This is a genomic window from Pseudodesulfovibrio senegalensis, from assembly GCF_008830225.1.
In the GTDB taxonomy this organism is placed as follows: domain Bacteria; phylum Desulfobacterota; class Desulfovibrionia; order Desulfovibrionales; family Desulfovibrionaceae; genus Pseudodesulfovibrio; species Pseudodesulfovibrio senegalensis.
This window is the reverse complement of the sequence record NZ_WAIE01000009.1, coordinates 1-14,456: the sequence shown is the minus strand read 5'-3', so window position 1 is coordinate 14,456 and position 14,456 is coordinate 1. Positions and strand designations below refer to the sequence as shown.

Genomic DNA, 14,456 nt, shown 5'->3' with positions numbered 1-14,456 from the left:
TGCCTCCAAATCCGGCCCTCAATCGCCCGGAGGCACTGGTGAAACGCTCGACACTACTTATTCCCGCCATCCTGTTTGCGGTCCTCGTGGCCGCGACGTTTGTGGTGCAGCAGGCCGACGACAAGGCCCAGCGCACCAAGGAGCGGCTGGACACCTTCTACAAGCTCAGCGCCATCCAGAGCCGCTTTGAAAACGCACTGGGCGACAAACTGAACATCATGCGCGGCCTCAAGGCTTCGGTGGCCTCGAACCCGGACATGACCGCCCAGGAATTCGACACGCTGACCCGCAGCCTTGCCTTCGGGCAAACAGGCGTGCTGGCCGTGATCCTGACCCGCGGCAACACCATCGTCCACGCATACCCGACCAGTTCCCGCCTCTCCCTGGTGGGCTCCAGCATACACGACGGCCTGTCCCGAGTTCAGACCGAAGTCATTGAAAACAGCATCGCCCGGCGCAGCATGTACCTTGCCGGGCCCGTTTCCCTGCAGAACGGCACGAAAGGCATCGTGGCGGCCACGCCCGTTTTCCTGCACAAGGAAGGACGCATCGACGCCGGACCGTTCTGGGGCACGGTGACCATGATCATCGCTCCGGAACCGCTGTTCCTTGAAGCCGGGCTTACGGAGTATCCGCTGCTGCAAAAAGCGCTGAAAACGCCGTCTGCGGACGGTGGCTGGGATGTCATTTTTGGCGAAGCAGCCGTATTCCGAAACGACCCCGTGATCATGAACGTGCTGCTGCCCCAGGGATACTGGATGCTCGCGGCCGCGCCCGAAGGCGGATGGGGCCCGTCCCCCTACCGGCCATTCATCATCGGCTCCGGGCTGCTGCTGGCCCTGCTGGTTTCGCTGGTGGTCTGGTTTTCCCTGCACCAGATGCAGGCACGCGAACTGGCCCAAGAAGAATACATGCACCTCGTGCATCAGGCCCGCAGCCTGATCCTGCGGCTGGAAACGGACGGGACCGTGGCCTTCATCAACGAATACGCCCTCTCGTTCTACGAACTCGAAAAAAACGACGTTCTGGGAAAACCCTTTGCCGGAACGCTTGTGCCGGAAGTCTCGGTGGACGGAACAAACCAGGTCGGCAAGATCAACCTCATGCTGCGCGACCCGGCATCGGTGCCGGTCCACGAACTGCAAAGCGTACGCAAAAACGGGGAAATCGTCTGGGTTTCATGGGCCAACCGACCTTCCTACGACAATCGCGGACGACTTCGAGACGTGCTCTGCGTGGGCACGGACATGACCCGGCGGCGGCAGATGGAAGAGGCCCTGCGCAAGAGCGAAAGCAAATACCGCCTGCTCACGGAAAACGTGACCGACGTGATCTGGGGACTGGACGCCAACATGCGCTTCACCTACATCAGCCCCTCGGACCGCAAATTGCGTGGCTACGAAGCCTCCGAGGTGCTCGGCCGCCCCCTGTGGGATTTCATTGCTCCCGGCTCCCGGCCGGTGCTGCTCAACGCGGTCTCCGCACTGGAAAAAAGCATCCGCAACCGACTGCCGCCCAACAAAAGCCTGACCCTGACCCTTGAAATGAAATGCAGGAACGGCTCCACCGTCTGGGTGGAAACGCGTGCCACCGTGCTCTACAACGAGGAAGGGGAAATGGTGGGCATGCAGGGCGTGAGCCGCGACATCTCGGACATGAAGCGTGCCGAAGCATTGCGCGACGACATGGAACGCATGGCCCGGCACGACCTCAAGACGCCGCTGGGCGCGGTCATCGGCCTGCCTGACGAAATCATCCGCATGGGCAATCTGGACGACAGGCAGACCCAGATGCTTGGGGTGATCCGCAAAGCCGGAGAATCCATGCTGCAGCTTATCAACCGCTCGCTGGACCTCTACAAGATGGAAACCGGCACCTACCGGATCGAGCCGGTACAAATCGACCTGTTGTACCTTCTGGACCAGATCAGTGCCGAAATACGGCCCCTGCTGCGGGCAAGAAGCATAAGCTTTGGCGTGAACGCCCCGGACGGGGCGCAGACATTCCCGTTCATGGGCGAAGAGACCCTCATGCTTTCCATGCTTTCCAACATGATCAAGAACGCCATCGAAGCCTCGCCCGAAGGCGGCTCCGTGCAGGTGGAACTGTCCCGCAACCACGCCGTCACCATTTCCGTGCACAACCAGGGTGCGGTGCCGCAGGAGCTGCGCGACACCTTCTTCGACAAATACGCCAAAGGCAGCGGGTCCAAGGGGTCGGGCCTCGGAACCTACTCCATACGGCTCATCGCGCGCACCCATGGCGGCGACGCCCGGCTCGACACTTCGCTGCCCGGCGAAACCGTGGTTACGGTGACCCTGCCCGCCAGCTGATTTACCCGCCCTGCAGCTTCGCTTGACTATCAAGCTTTTTGGGAATAGTTCATTTTGATACTCAAACAAAATGAGGTCAAAATGAATACGGACACCCTCTTTCTCGTTGCGCTGCAATCCGGCCTGTTTCTCGGACTCATTCACGGCATCAATCCATGCGGGCATTCATGGGTTGTACTGGCACCGTTCGTGGCCGGGGACAGCAGCGGGCGACGGGTAAGCGTCCTCACGGCATCCTTCATAACCGGCACCACGCTGGGCTGCCTTGCCATCGGGCTGGCTCTCGGCCTGCTTTCCACGGGGTTGCCGGACTCGGTGCGCGCGGTAACGGACGTGGTCACGGCCGGGATCATCGTGCTGTTGGGCCTGATCCTGCTTGTGCGGCCACAGTTGCTGCACAATCACGACCACTGCCATTGCGGGCATGAGCACTGCCACAGCGACCACAAACACGACCGAAACGACCACGCCCACTCGCCGCTTTCCGCGCGCCGCTCCACGGCCTGGGGGCTGGCCATATTGGGATTCGTGAACATGATCGTGCCCTGCCCCACCGTGGCCATCATGTATTCCTATGCGCTGGAATCCGGCAGCGCGTTCCGGTCCATGGCCGTATTCGGCATCTATGCCCTGAGCACGGGGGTGGCATTGGCCGGGGTCATCTATGCCATCTTCAAGGTCGCCGGAATCATGCGCCGGCTGCAGCGCCCATGGGTGGAACCGGCCATCATGCGCACGGCCGGGCTGTTGACCGTGGCCTTTGGCACCTATACCCTGTACGGCGATTTCATCAGCTAGACAGACCGCAAAAGGAGCGCCCATGCCGGAACTGGAACGCCTGACCCTGTTGATCGTGGAATTCTTCGAAAAACTCTCGTCATGGGAGCACGGCGTGGTGCGCGACAACGGGTTGAGCCTGCCGCAGATGCATACGCTGGAAATCCTCGGCATCCATTCCGCCCTGCGCATGAAGGAACTGGCCGGGAAAATGGGCGTGACCACCGGCACGCTGACCGTGATGGTGGACAGGCTCGAAGCGGCCGGTCTGGTCCGGCGCAGACCGCACGACACGGACCGTCGCTCCATTCTCGTGGAGCTGACCAGCGCGGGCATGGAAATCTTTGCCGAGCACGACATGCAGCACAACCGGCTCACCGCCGACATCACGTCCACGCTCACCGATCAGGAGCGCGAAGTATTGGAAGCCGCGCTGGAAAAGATGAACCGGGAATTCTGACGCCCCCGGCGGGCAGGGCGCTGCCCTGCACCCGCAAGGGACACGTCCCTTGACCCTGCTCAATTCCGCATTCTGCGAAAGCGGAACGGGATGCGAAAAACCTACCTGTTCGCAAAATAACCGGTGCCCGTCCTGCGAAAGCGGGACGGGCACCGGCGCTAAAAAATTTGCGGGGTGGGGTTTGGGGAGGGGGGCTTTTCAAAGCCCCCCTCCCCAAAAAAATCCTCCCATAGACTATGCCTTGTGCAACGCTTCCATGACCCAGGCCATGTTCTCGCCGAGGATGCGCATGGTGTTCATGGCCTCCTCGTCCTTGAGCACGTCGCCCTTTTCCAGACCGAAGCCCATGTTCCAGTAGTCGGCTCCGGGCACCACCATCTCGTTGATGAAAAAGAAATGGTTCAGGGAGTTGAAGGCGTGCACGGCTCCGCCCCGGCGGGCCACCACGACCCCGGCCCCGACCTTGCGGCGCAGGCTGTTGCCGTTGGCGCGGGCCACCAGCCCGGCCCGGTCGATGAGCGCCTTCATCTCCGTGGAAATATTGGCGTAGTACGTAGGCGAGCCAAGCAGGATGCCGTCCGCATCGTGCATGCGGTCGATACATTCGTTCATGAAATCGTTGTTCACGGCGCAACGATGGTCCTTGTTCTCAAAACACTTATAGCAGGCAATGCAACCGTGCATTTTCCTGCCGCCCAGTTCCACCAGTTCGGTTTCGATTCCGGCGGCTTCCAGCGGCGCCATGGCCGCCTTGAGCATTGCCGCGGTGTTGCCGCCGCGGCGCGCGCTGCCGTTAAATGCTACGATGTTCATATCATTCTCCTTTCAATGGATTCCATATGGTTATCAAGGGCTTGTCCACCAGCACGTCCGCCATCTCTTTTTGCACCCCTGCCAGATGTTCCGCGCCCAGATGCGCGTCCAGCAATTCCTGCGACTCCCAGCGTTCATAGAGCATGAATTGATCCGGATCGTCGGGAAGGCGGTGCATGTCGTACTGCAGACAGCCCGAATCCTTGCGGCTGTTGTCCTGCAATCGCAGCAGGACCTTGGCCAGTCGGTCGCCGAAGCCCGGACGGGCCTCGAACAACACGTGCACGCAGATAGTTTCCATGCCTAGGCCTCCCAACGATCACGGTGAATCCTGTCCTCGCGGAAACGGGGTTCGGACTTCATGTGCTGGTTCGGATGTCCCAGAACCACCAAGCCCAACGGTACCACATGCTCGGGCAGGCCGAGCAGCTGACGAAAGCCGTCCACACGGTCCTGCATGGGGTAGATGCCGGTCCACACCGCGCCGAGTCCCGACCCGTGGGCGGCCAGCAGCAGATTCTGGATGGCGGCGGAACAATCCTGCACCCAGTAGCCCGCGAACTTTTCCAGGCTCAGGTCGCCGCAGACCAGCACGCTCACCGGCGACTTCGGGGCCATGGCCGCATAGGGGTTGATCGTGGTCACCTTGGCCAGCGTGTCCCGGTCCCTGATGACCACGAACTGCCACGGCTGGGCATTGCCCGCGCTGGGAGCCATCATGGCCGCCTCCAGAACCGCGCGCAGATCCCCGTCGGCAACGGGTTCATCCGTGAATTTGCGAATGCTTCTCCGGGTGTTCAAAGCTTCAAACAATTCCATGATTGTTCTCCTTGTCAAAATGTGAACGGCTGACGCCGTGATTTACGTTGATACCTTTTTCTGACATAATGCCACTTATGACAAGTACGCACTTTCAAGTCATATAGTACCCAAAAACATACCATAAAAAATCACGAGGAAAACAATGGGTGCATGCACTCTCAAGACCTTCAACGGCAAGGAATACCGCTGCGAAATAGAGCTGACCCTGCTGGTGATCGGCGGAAAATGGAAACCCATCATACTTTTTCATCTGGGTTCGGACGGCACCATGCGCTTCAGCGAACTGCGGCGCACCATGCCCAACATCACCCAGAAGATGCTCACCCAGCAGCTCAGGGAACTGGAGGCGGACGGCATGGTGCATCGGGAGGTGTATCCGCAGGTGCCGCCCAAGGTGGAGTATTCGCTCACGGAGCTTGGTTTTTCCATCATGCCCATCCTCAGGCAGCTCTGCGACTGGGGCAGGGAATACACGCAGGTGATGCAGCCTGAAAAAGAACCGAAGTCCGCCCCGGGCGAAGCCGTGCCTGCCTGAACACCGGCCTGAACCTGCCGAAAAGCACCCGGAACCATACGGTATTCCGCAGGTTCATTTGCGTATGCACTCTCATGTGTGTACCATTCCCCCACCAATTCCATGGGAGGGCTAATCGGTCATGAGTGCTTCGGAAACTGCTCTGCGTTTCGAAATCCTGAAAATAGCCGGGGGGTGGCTGGACATGCGTCTGCATGTAGACGGCACTTCCTACGACCTGACGGTTTCCAGTGTTTTTTCCGAGCCGTTGCGCGACCTGTGCGACTGTCTGTACGACGCCGTTACCGGCGACACCGGCAACTGGGCCAACGGCGACATGCCGCATTTCGTCTTCGAATGGCTGGGAGAGGGCTGGTTGTACGAATGGAAGGTCAGCGCCCTTGCAGAAGACCGCATCCGGCTCGAGGTCGGATTCTCCGGCAACCGGGTCAAGGGCGAGGCCAAGTATCCGGTCTGGAACATCAGCTGCGAAGTTCCGGCACAGCATGTTGCGGATCAGGTCTGGTCCCAATGCCGGGAGACCATACGCACCATGGGCTTCACCCAGTACCGCAGTCAGTGGGGCAGCGATTTCCCCCTTGCCCAGCTGTTGGCCCTGCGCGCCGCCCATTCCGGGCAGGGCAAGGGCGCACCCGTGGCCGAGGAGCTGGACCTGTTGCGCGAGCTCATGGACGGCTGATCCATGAAACCCCGCCCCTGAACCGCATCCGAAACCCGCTTTACTGCTTCAACCACTCGGCATAACGCCCCGTGGACCGGCTCATGGCATAGCGCACGAACTGGTCCAGGCAGCGCATGGCGCGGCTGGCGTTCAGGAACGTGGGCACCCCGTCCTGTTCCAGCGTCTGCCCCAGCCGGTTGTAATCCGCATCCGCTCCGCCTGTAACGCACACCGAGACCGCCACGGGCTTGCCGTATTGCGCAGCCAGCCGGGCCATGCGCACGGCAATGTTCTCGGGTTCGCTTTCCATTTCGCGGTCCGTGGTCTTCAGGTCCATGGAATGGGGCACGATGGACACCAGCAGACAGTCCACGCTGGGAGAAGAAAGCATGATTTCCATGCAATCCAGATACATGTCGTCGTCCGCCATGGGTGTCAGGTCCAGCAGCGGGTCCGGCTCCACAAAGGCGGGAATACGCTCTCCCAAGCGGGCAAGGGTTTCCGCGTCCAGTTCGGCCACGCGCAGGGAGCCGAGATTGTCCGCTCCATAGGTCTTTTCGTACCCGGCATTGGCGATCACGGCCACGCGGTTATCGTTCACGCGAACGCCGTCGAGCATGGCAAAGGTCTTGGTCAGCTCCACATGGTCCATCATGGATTCGGCCACCACCACGCCGGCCTGCTTCATGGCCGCCTTGGCCACGGCGTATTCCCCGGCAATGCTGGCCGTGTGCGACTGTGCCGCGCGCATGCCCGCCTCGGTGCGCCCGGCCTTGTACACAATGACCGGCTTGGGGCAATGCGAGGCCGCCTCAAAGAAACGCGCCCCGGCTCCGGGCTTGAACCCCTCGATATAACAGGCGATGACCGCCACGTCGTCATCGTCGGAAAAATAGCCCACCAGATCTGCCGGATCCGTATCCAGCTGGTTGCCGTAGCTGACGATGGCCTTGGGTGAAATGGCGTTGCGCAGCTGGTGCAGTTCGATGATGCCCAAGGCACCACTCTGGCTCAGTATGGCCACGTTGCGTTTGTCCCGCTCCGGGATGCTGAATTTCTCCTCCGGGATGAAGAACGTGTTCATGCCCGGCTGTCCGTGGCCCGCGCCGTATACGAGGCCGAGGCAGTTCGGGCCCATGACGCGCATGCCCGCATCGCGCGCAATGCGCCTGATGTCGGTTTCGGCATCGGTGCGGCCGGTTTCGCCGAAACCGCCGGGTATGAGCACCACGCAACGCACGCCTGCCCGGGCGCATTCCTCCATGACCGGAACCACGCGCCCGGCCGGAACCGCCACAACCGCCAGTTCCACGGGTTCGGGCAATTCCGTCACCGACGTGTGCATGGGCAGGGTGGCGCTATCCAATTCCAGCTGTCCGCCCCGGGGATTCACGGCAAATACGTCCGTGCGCCCCATGCGGACAAGATTGTCCACGATGACCGAGCCCGGACTGGCCGGGTTGGTTGCGCTGACCCCCACCACGGCAACGCCGCGCGGCTCGAAAAAGGGACGCAGGGACGCGCGTTTTCTGCCCGCCTCTTCGAGCACGCCGGGATCACGGGGAGCGAACTCGGCATAGCCGTCAATGGCCCAGAACCGCTCGTGCCGGTCAAAAACCAGCGGATTGACCTCGAATTCGCGCAACACCCAGCGGCTGCCCGGGAAAAAATTGGAAAAGGCCGTGGACAATTTGCTGAACCGCAATCCCGCGTCCACAATGCGCGACGTACGCTCAAACCATCCGCGGGTTTCGTATTTCTGCTGAATGTTGGTGGAATAGAGCAAGGCCTCGGCCCAGGGCCGGTCTATGGGAGCGAGAATCAGGTTGGGCGCGGAAAAACAGCGGGCAAAATGCTCGGCGTCGCTGCCGCCCTTGGAAAAGGAAATCACCGGCCCGAAGGCCACGCTCTCGCGAAAGCCCAGCAATATTTCATTGCCCAGTTCCTGCGAATAATCCACGCACTGCATCAGCAGCACGCCGCGCGCCTTGATGCCGGCCGCAGCCATATCCGACACCATGCGTTCGACACTGTAGCGCACGTACTCCAGGTCCTTGACCACCACGCGCACGCCCCCGGCCTTTTCCTTGTGAATCATGTCCGGCGCCACGGCCTTGAGCACCACATGGTCGCTGGAAAAACGGGCCAGCGTATCCGCGCCCACGTCATCCGGGCCTTGCACCAGAACATGTTCCGGCACGGACATGCCCAAACGTTCCAGCACCGCATAGACCTCGTGCTCGAACAGCATGGACCTGCCGTCCGCATGCGCCGCATCCAGCAGCTGCTCTACAGCCTCCACCGCCGTGGAATCCAATCGTGAACGAAACATGGTTCTCCGTCAGGTCGAAAAACAACCGGTTTGGCCCGTCCACCAGTGGACCGGGCCGGGCACTGCCCGCTGCGCAGGATAGCGCATCCCCACGGACCGTGCAATCAAGCACGGCTCACGAACGGCGTCTTTTCTTTTGCCCGCAATTCCATTACTCAGTAACGGTACCGCGCAACACCCACATACCGGCTGCGGAGGCATGATGAAACTGGACGCCATGGACCACGACATTCTCGAGATACTGCAACGCGAGGGCCGCATCACCAATGCGGAACTGGCCAAGCGGCTGGGCATTTCCCCGCCCGCCATGCTGGAACGCGTCAAACGGCTGGAAAACAGCGGCGTCATCGACCGTTTCGTGGCCGTGGTCTCGCCGCAAAAGGTGGGAGTAGGCATCATCGCCTTTGTGCGCGTATCCCTTGGAGCGCACAACCTGCAGGATTTCGAGAATTTCCGCGACCACATCGAAACCATGGACGAAGTGCTGGAATGCTACCAGCTCTCGGGCGAGGACGACTACCTGCTCAAGGTGGCCCTGCCGGACATGCCCGGATATGCGGATTTCGCGTTCTCCAAGCTGGCGCCCATCCACGGGGTGCAAAGCATCAATTCATCATTCGTGCTCGGAACCATCAAGCAGGATACGGCCTTGCCCCTGCTCGCTCCCATCAAGGGCCAGTCCTGAATCGGATGCCCCGCCCCTGAGCGCGCGGTCCAGAAAAGCGGCCACGCGCCACGCAACGTCCTGCGAAAACAGCATGGAAACGTGGCTGACCGGCGAACAGACCTGTTCATTCCAGTCATGGCGGCCCACTCGCAGGCCGGACAGGGGCAACACGTAATCATCCACTAACGAATACACGGCCAGCTTCGGGGCCTGCATGTCCCGGCACTGTTCAACGGCGCGGATAACGGCCTTGCCCGGATACAGCCCCCGGGCCATGGGCCCGAGGCCGAGCGCAGCCAGCACGCTGCCTCCATGGGGCGAGCCCAGGGCAACGAGCGCGCCCACGCGCCCGGAAAACTCCGGCCGGGAAGCGGCCATGCGGCAGACCAGCCCCCCGAGGCTGTGCCCCACCAGTACGACCGTGCGCTCCGGATTGTCCCGCAGCACGTTCTCCATGACTTCGGCAAGGTCGTCCACCGCATTCTCAAAGGGACGGGTGAAGCTGTTGTAGCCGAACGCATGGAAATTCCGGTATCCGGCCCGGCCCAGCAGGATGCGGAACCATAACCATGCCGTGGGGTTGTGGTACAGTCCGTGCACGAAAATCACGGGCGTACCCCGGCCAGCACGAGCCGGAAAAATCAGGCCCAACGGCAGCATGAGCAGCACCCCCAGTTCGCTCAGCATGGCCGAAACCAGCCCGCACAACACATGGGGCAATGCGCGGCCATCGAGCCCCTGCCGGACCAGTTCCATATCGCCGGAGCGGGTGTTGCTGATCCAGAAAAGCACATAGCGCAGCACGGGCACGGCCACGACCCAGCAGGCCAGAAGCATAATGATGAAATTCATGGGCCGATGGTGGCCGCAAGCGGAAAAACTGTCAACGTTCTTGCCTTGCCCGAGACACAACGATATGTTTTTCGCCATGAATGCCACCACATTGTGCCTTGATATCGGCAGCGGCACGCAGGACGTTCTCCTGCACATCCCGGATCGCGAACCAGAAAACTGCCCGAAATTCGTGCTGCCCTCGCCCGCCCTGCAGGTGGGGAAACGCATTGCCGAACTGACCCGGCAGCAAAAGGCCATATGGCTGCACGGCCACAACATGGGCGGCGGCGTGACCCGGTTCGTGCGCGCGCACCTCAAGGCCGGGCTGGCCGTGAGCGCCCAGCCTTCGGCCGCCTATACCATGGGTGACGACCTCACGCGTGTGGAGTCCATGGGCGTGACCCTGAGCGAGGACTGTCCTGACGGCCATGAGCCAGTGCTCTTTTCCGACTTTGACAGATCATGGTGGGAGCGTTTTTTCGAGGCCGCGGAACTGGACTGGCCCGACCGCATTGCCGCCTGCGCACAGGACCACGGATTCCACCCCGGGACCTCCAACCGCATCGGCCGTTTCAAGCTCTGGGAACAACTGCTGGGCGACGGACAGGGACGCCCGGAATCACTGCTCTTTCAGGACGTGCCGTCCATGATGACCCGGCTGGCCGACCTGCAGGCATGCATCGGCAACGGACCGGTGGCGGACACGGGTGCGGCCGCGGTTCTGGGCGCGCTGTACGTGGTCGAAATCGAGGAACAAAGCCATTCCCGAGGCATCACGCTGGTCAACGTGGGCAACAGCCACACCGTGGCCTTCCTGCTGTACCGGGGACGCATTTTCGGGATCTATGAACACCATACCGGCCTTTTGGACGAAAAAACGCTTTGGCAGGACCTGCACTCGTTCCGCGAAGGCAGGCTCGCGCACCAGAACGTGTTCGACGCCAACGGCCACGGCTGCCTGACCCTGCCGTTGCCCGAGGGAGCGCAGGGGTTTGCTCCGGTGCACGTTCTCGGTCCGCGCCGGGCCATGCTGGAAAACCACGATGTCTCGTTTCCCTCGCCCGGAGGGGACATGATGCTGGCCGGAAGTTTCGGATTGATCAAGGGGATGGCCATGCAGGGCTGACCCTCAGGCCGGGGACATCCCTAGCGAGGACAGGAAGACGGCAGGACAACGGTGAACACCGTGCCGTCCTCGGGGTGCGAACGAAACGAGACCTTGCCGCCCAGATAGGTTTCCGCGAGCAGCTTGATGCTGTATGTGCCCAGACCGCGGCCCTCGCCCTTTGTGGAAAATGAGCGGTTGAATATCTGCAGTTGCACGTCCCGGGGAATGTAGTCCGGATTGTGCACCCAAAAGGCTGCACCGTCCGAAAGCCTGTCGCACCCCACGGTAACGCTCTGCCCCACACTGGTGGCTTCCAGGGCGTTCTTGAGCATGTTGCCCAGAAGCCTGTTCAGCAACAGCCGGTCCGTCAGCAACTCCACATCGTCCAGATCTTCGGCAACAAGAACCCGAACGCCCTGCGCGGCCTTGTGCATGGCATACAGCGCCGCTGCGGACTCGGTGACATTCCGTGTGGAAACAGGCTCGGGCCGCACCAGCAGATCGCCGCTTTCTGCAGCCATCAGGGTCTTTTGCGCGCGTATCTCCTCCAGCAGAAAACGGGCCGTGGACTGCATGAGTTCCGCGAGTTCGGGATTGACGTCCTGAAATTCCTCGGCAAACGACTGCATGGCCCCGTCCAGACCCCCGGCAAGGTTGAGCACGTCGTGAAAGAACAGACGCTCCATGGCCCGGCGGCGCACATCCTTGTCCTCGTTCCGGGCGGTGAGCACCACCATGGACATGCCCGCCACCTCGATGGGCGAGGTGTTGACCTTCACGTTCAGGGCCTTGATGCCGTTGCCCGCATGACGCAACATGCGGCAATGGCCTGCACCGGCTTCACCGGCCACGCCCTTGGCAAGCGCCTTGAGCGCGCCGCATTTCACGCAATACGCTGAAAAACCGCACCCTTCGGGCGCGTCTTCCGCGTGGATGCAGCCGAAAACCTCCCCGACACAGCGGCCGAGAACTTCCTGCATCGAATCCAGTCCCAATGAATCGAGGACCGCCTGATTGCAATATACGATCTGGCGGCTCCTGTTGAGCAAAAGCGTCATGTACGGCAGAACCCCGGCCAGGGCCAAGGCGCCGCTGTTCATGATTTCACGATGCTGCTCGCACACTGCATCATGCGTCAGCTTCGGATATATGCACAGTTCATTGATTTCCGGTTCGGACATGGAATCTCCGCTGTTACCGCGTCAAAAAGGCAGGGATAGGTCAAGGGGCAGGCAAAGTCAAAAGAATAGCACCGATTATCAAGCCCGAAAAAAGTGGACGACTTCATACGCAAAGACTATATAGACAATAGTCATAGTCGTCATCATCGGAAACAGGAGTACAGCCATGATCGGCACATCACCTTCAAACGCCGTTGTTCTCCTTGCAGGTGCCCTGTATGTCGCATGGGTAGCATGGAGCAAATTCAACCGCTGGCCGCCGGACCCCAGGAGAAAGCCGAAAATGCCTCCGCGTGCGTACACATGGTCCGCGCGGTTCACGTTCTTCCTGGGAGTATACGCCTGTGCCCATCTTGCATTGTTCGCCATGGCCTGTCTCTTCCCGGAACTGGTGGATGCGCTCATCAACGGATTTTTCGCGCCGGAGAAAAAAAGCACGCTCTCCGCAATGGGCCCGGGAGAGCGCACCCTGTTCGCATCATTTGTTCTCACAGGTGTCATTCCCAATATTCCGGTACTCAAAAGCATGGACCACAGGGCCCGCCGCTGGCTTCACGATCGAGCCCGCATTCCGGGCCACGCCAAAGCCCTTATCGAAGCACTGATCGACGAGTCGGCCTTCAGGCCCGGCACAATCACCTATGGCCGTTTTCTGAAGCAAATGGCGCTGTCGCTGGACTGCGATCCCCGGCGGCTCATATCCGGTGCCGATCCCATACTGAGCCGCTTTGCGAAGCTCGCCTTTTTCGCCAACCGGCTGCACAGATGGGAGTCCAAGCCATCCAAGAAGCATTTCCTGAATAAGAACTGCAAATTATACAATTTTTTTGAAGAGGGTTTCCAGTCCCATCAGGACAGGGTCCGCCGCTACTGCACCATTGATCGCACCAATCCGCTGCTGCCCGAATATGCCGTCGATCTGGACAGAAACACAGGGGAACTGCTGCATGAGGCTCTGGAAATCATCTGTTGCGGCATCAACAGGACCACGCCCACCAAGGCATGGCACGGCACGGAATTCCGCTTCTTTTCCCTGTATCCGGAGCTGCCGCCTCCGCAGGTGCTGGGCAGGGAAACCATCACCCGCACCCTTGTCGGCATTGCCGCGGCCAGCCTGCTGACGGGCATGGGCACCTACTTCCTGCATCTGGCCATGCACGGCACGGTGTCGTTCATTCCCACGCCCCTGCAGACACTGCAATGGACGGCCTACGCCATCCTGATACATGGTCTGGCCATCACCTTCGTTTCGCTCTACCACATGAGCAGGACCTCCTACAGACAGGCAAAGGGTTACAACCCCACCCGAGCACAACCGCTTTCGATATTTCAATGCGTGGTGGGCTTTCTTCTCGGTGTGGCTGCTGGCGCATTCCTGTTCATGACCGCACACCTCGTCCAACAGCACCTGTCCCCTGACGCCCGATCCATGAACATGAACGTTTTGTGCTGGACCGTATGCCCGGGCGCCACAGGCGCGTTCATATCCTACTACATCCAGAGCATGCGCCGCCTCGATCTGTCATGGTACTGGTACGCCCTCATGCAGGGGCTTGGCACCCAAGTCAGCGTGCTTCTTGCCGCCGCGCTCATGGATTCCGGTACCGTGCTTTCCGGAAACCGGCCCTTCATGTTGCTGGCCGGCTTCGTTGTGGGCGCAACCATTGGCGGCATTTTCCCGGTCAACTACAAGAAACGGCTCATGACGCTGGGGATGTTGCCGGAGCAGAGGGAACTTCTGCCACGAGACAAAACACGAATAGGCGGTGGCGCAAAAGGTCATGGTGTACGGGAACGGACGTGAACCGTCCGGGCAGATATTTCGTGAACACGCCCAGCCCCGCCCCCTGCTTTGTCCATTGCACCAAACGCAAAAAAGGCCCTGTCCGTATTGGACAGGGCCTTTTGAAATAAAGCCTTGGCAACGACCTAC

At 60.8% G+C, this 14,456-nt stretch carries 14 protein-coding genes; 8 read left to right on the top strand and 6 right to left on the bottom strand.

Going from position 1 to position 14,456, the window contains the following annotated elements:
• Positions 1-38 precede the first annotated feature (38 nt).
• From F8A88_RS14695 to F8A88_RS14685, 3 genes are all read left to right on the top strand, one after another.
• Entirely contained in the window at positions 39-2,333 is a 2,295-nt protein-coding gene (locus F8A88_RS14695) for a PAS domain S-box protein (RefSeq protein ID WP_151151937.1), read from the top strand.
• A gap of 81 nt (positions 2,334-2,414) precedes the next feature.
• On the top strand, positions 2,415-3,131 hold the full coding sequence (locus F8A88_RS14690; protein WP_151151936.1) for a sulfite exporter TauE/SafE family protein: 717 nt from the start codon (positions 2,415-2,417) through the stop codon (positions 3,129-3,131).
• A gap of 22 nt (positions 3,132-3,153) precedes the next feature.
• On the top strand, positions 3,154-3,570 hold the full coding sequence (locus F8A88_RS14685; RefSeq protein WP_151151935.1) for a MarR family winged helix-turn-helix transcriptional regulator: 417 nt from the start codon (positions 3,154-3,156) through the stop codon (positions 3,568-3,570).
• 234 nt (positions 3,571-3,804) lie between these two features.
• Here F8A88_RS14685 and F8A88_RS14680 read toward each other — a convergent pair whose 3' ends face one another.
• Genes F8A88_RS14680 through F8A88_RS14670 form a run of 3 tightly spaced genes read right to left on the bottom strand, consistent with a single transcriptional unit; the run spans position 3,805 to position 5,202 of the window.
• On the bottom strand, positions 3,805-4,383 hold the full coding sequence (locus F8A88_RS14680; RefSeq protein WP_151151934.1) for a flavodoxin family protein: 579 nt from the start codon (positions 4,381-4,383) through the stop codon (positions 3,805-3,807).
• A gap of 1 nt (position 4,384) precedes the next feature.
• Entirely contained in the window at positions 4,385-4,684 is a 300-nt protein-coding gene (locus F8A88_RS14675) for a putative quinol monooxygenase (protein ID WP_151151933.1), read from the bottom strand.
• A 2-nt stretch (positions 4,685-4,686) separates the two neighbouring features.
• On the bottom strand, positions 4,687-5,202 hold the full coding sequence (locus F8A88_RS14670) for a nitroreductase family protein (RefSeq protein WP_151151932.1): 516 nt from the start codon (positions 5,200-5,202) through the stop codon (positions 4,687-4,689).
• A 145-nt stretch (positions 5,203-5,347) separates the two neighbouring features.
• Between F8A88_RS14670 and F8A88_RS14665 the strand changes: the two genes are divergently transcribed.
• Entirely contained in the window at positions 5,348-5,740 is a 393-nt protein-coding gene (locus tag F8A88_RS14665) for a winged helix-turn-helix transcriptional regulator (protein ID WP_151151931.1), read from the top strand.
• Between the two features lie 121 nt (positions 5,741-5,861).
• The gene (locus F8A88_RS14660; protein ID WP_151151930.1) at positions 5,862-6,419 is read left to right on the top strand and encodes a hypothetical protein; all 558 of its coding nucleotides are present in this window, start codon (positions 5,862-5,864) and stop codon (positions 6,417-6,419) included.
• 40 nt (positions 6,420-6,459) lie between these two features.
• Here F8A88_RS14660 and F8A88_RS14655 read toward each other — a convergent pair whose 3' ends face one another.
• Positions 6,460-8,733, bottom strand: coding sequence for an acetate--CoA ligase family protein (locus F8A88_RS14655; protein ID WP_151151929.1), 2,274 nt, complete (start codon positions 8,731-8,733; stop codon positions 6,460-6,462).
• A 199-nt stretch (positions 8,734-8,932) separates the two neighbouring features.
• On the opposite strand from F8A88_RS14655, the gene F8A88_RS14650 reads away from it, so the two are divergent.
• Positions 8,933-9,418: an Lrp/AsnC family transcriptional regulator gene (locus F8A88_RS14650; protein ID WP_151151928.1), complete on the top strand. Its 486-nt coding sequence runs from the start codon at positions 8,933-8,935 to the stop codon at positions 9,416-9,418.
• Here F8A88_RS14650 and F8A88_RS14645 read toward each other — a convergent pair.
• Complete coding sequence (locus F8A88_RS14645) at positions 9,347-10,330, bottom strand: alpha/beta fold hydrolase (protein WP_241667478.1); 984 nt, start codon at positions 10,328-10,330, stop codon at positions 9,347-9,349. The two genes, F8A88_RS14650 and F8A88_RS14645, sit on opposite strands and share 72 nt — an antisense overlap.
• On the opposite strand from F8A88_RS14645, the gene F8A88_RS14640 reads away from it, so the two are divergent.
• Positions 10,317-11,360, top strand: coding sequence for a DUF1786 domain-containing protein (locus tag F8A88_RS14640; protein ID WP_421958125.1), 1,044 nt, complete (start codon positions 10,317-10,319; stop codon positions 11,358-11,360). The genes F8A88_RS14645 and F8A88_RS14640 overlap by 14 nt on opposite strands.
• A 20-nt stretch (positions 11,361-11,380) precedes the next feature.
• On the opposite strand, the gene F8A88_RS14635 is transcribed toward F8A88_RS14640, so the two are convergent.
• On the bottom strand, positions 11,381-12,523 hold the full coding sequence (locus tag F8A88_RS14635; protein WP_151151927.1) for an ATP-binding protein: 1,143 nt from the start codon (positions 12,521-12,523) through the stop codon (positions 11,381-11,383).
• A 283-nt stretch (positions 12,524-12,806) separates the two neighbouring features.
• Here F8A88_RS14635 and F8A88_RS14630 point away from each other — a divergent pair, with 283 nt between their 5' ends.
• Positions 12,807-14,327, top strand: a complete 1,521-nt coding sequence (locus F8A88_RS14630) for a hypothetical protein (protein WP_151151926.1) — start codon at positions 12,807-12,809, stop codon at positions 14,325-14,327.
• Positions 14,328-14,456: the final 129 nt, after the last annotated feature.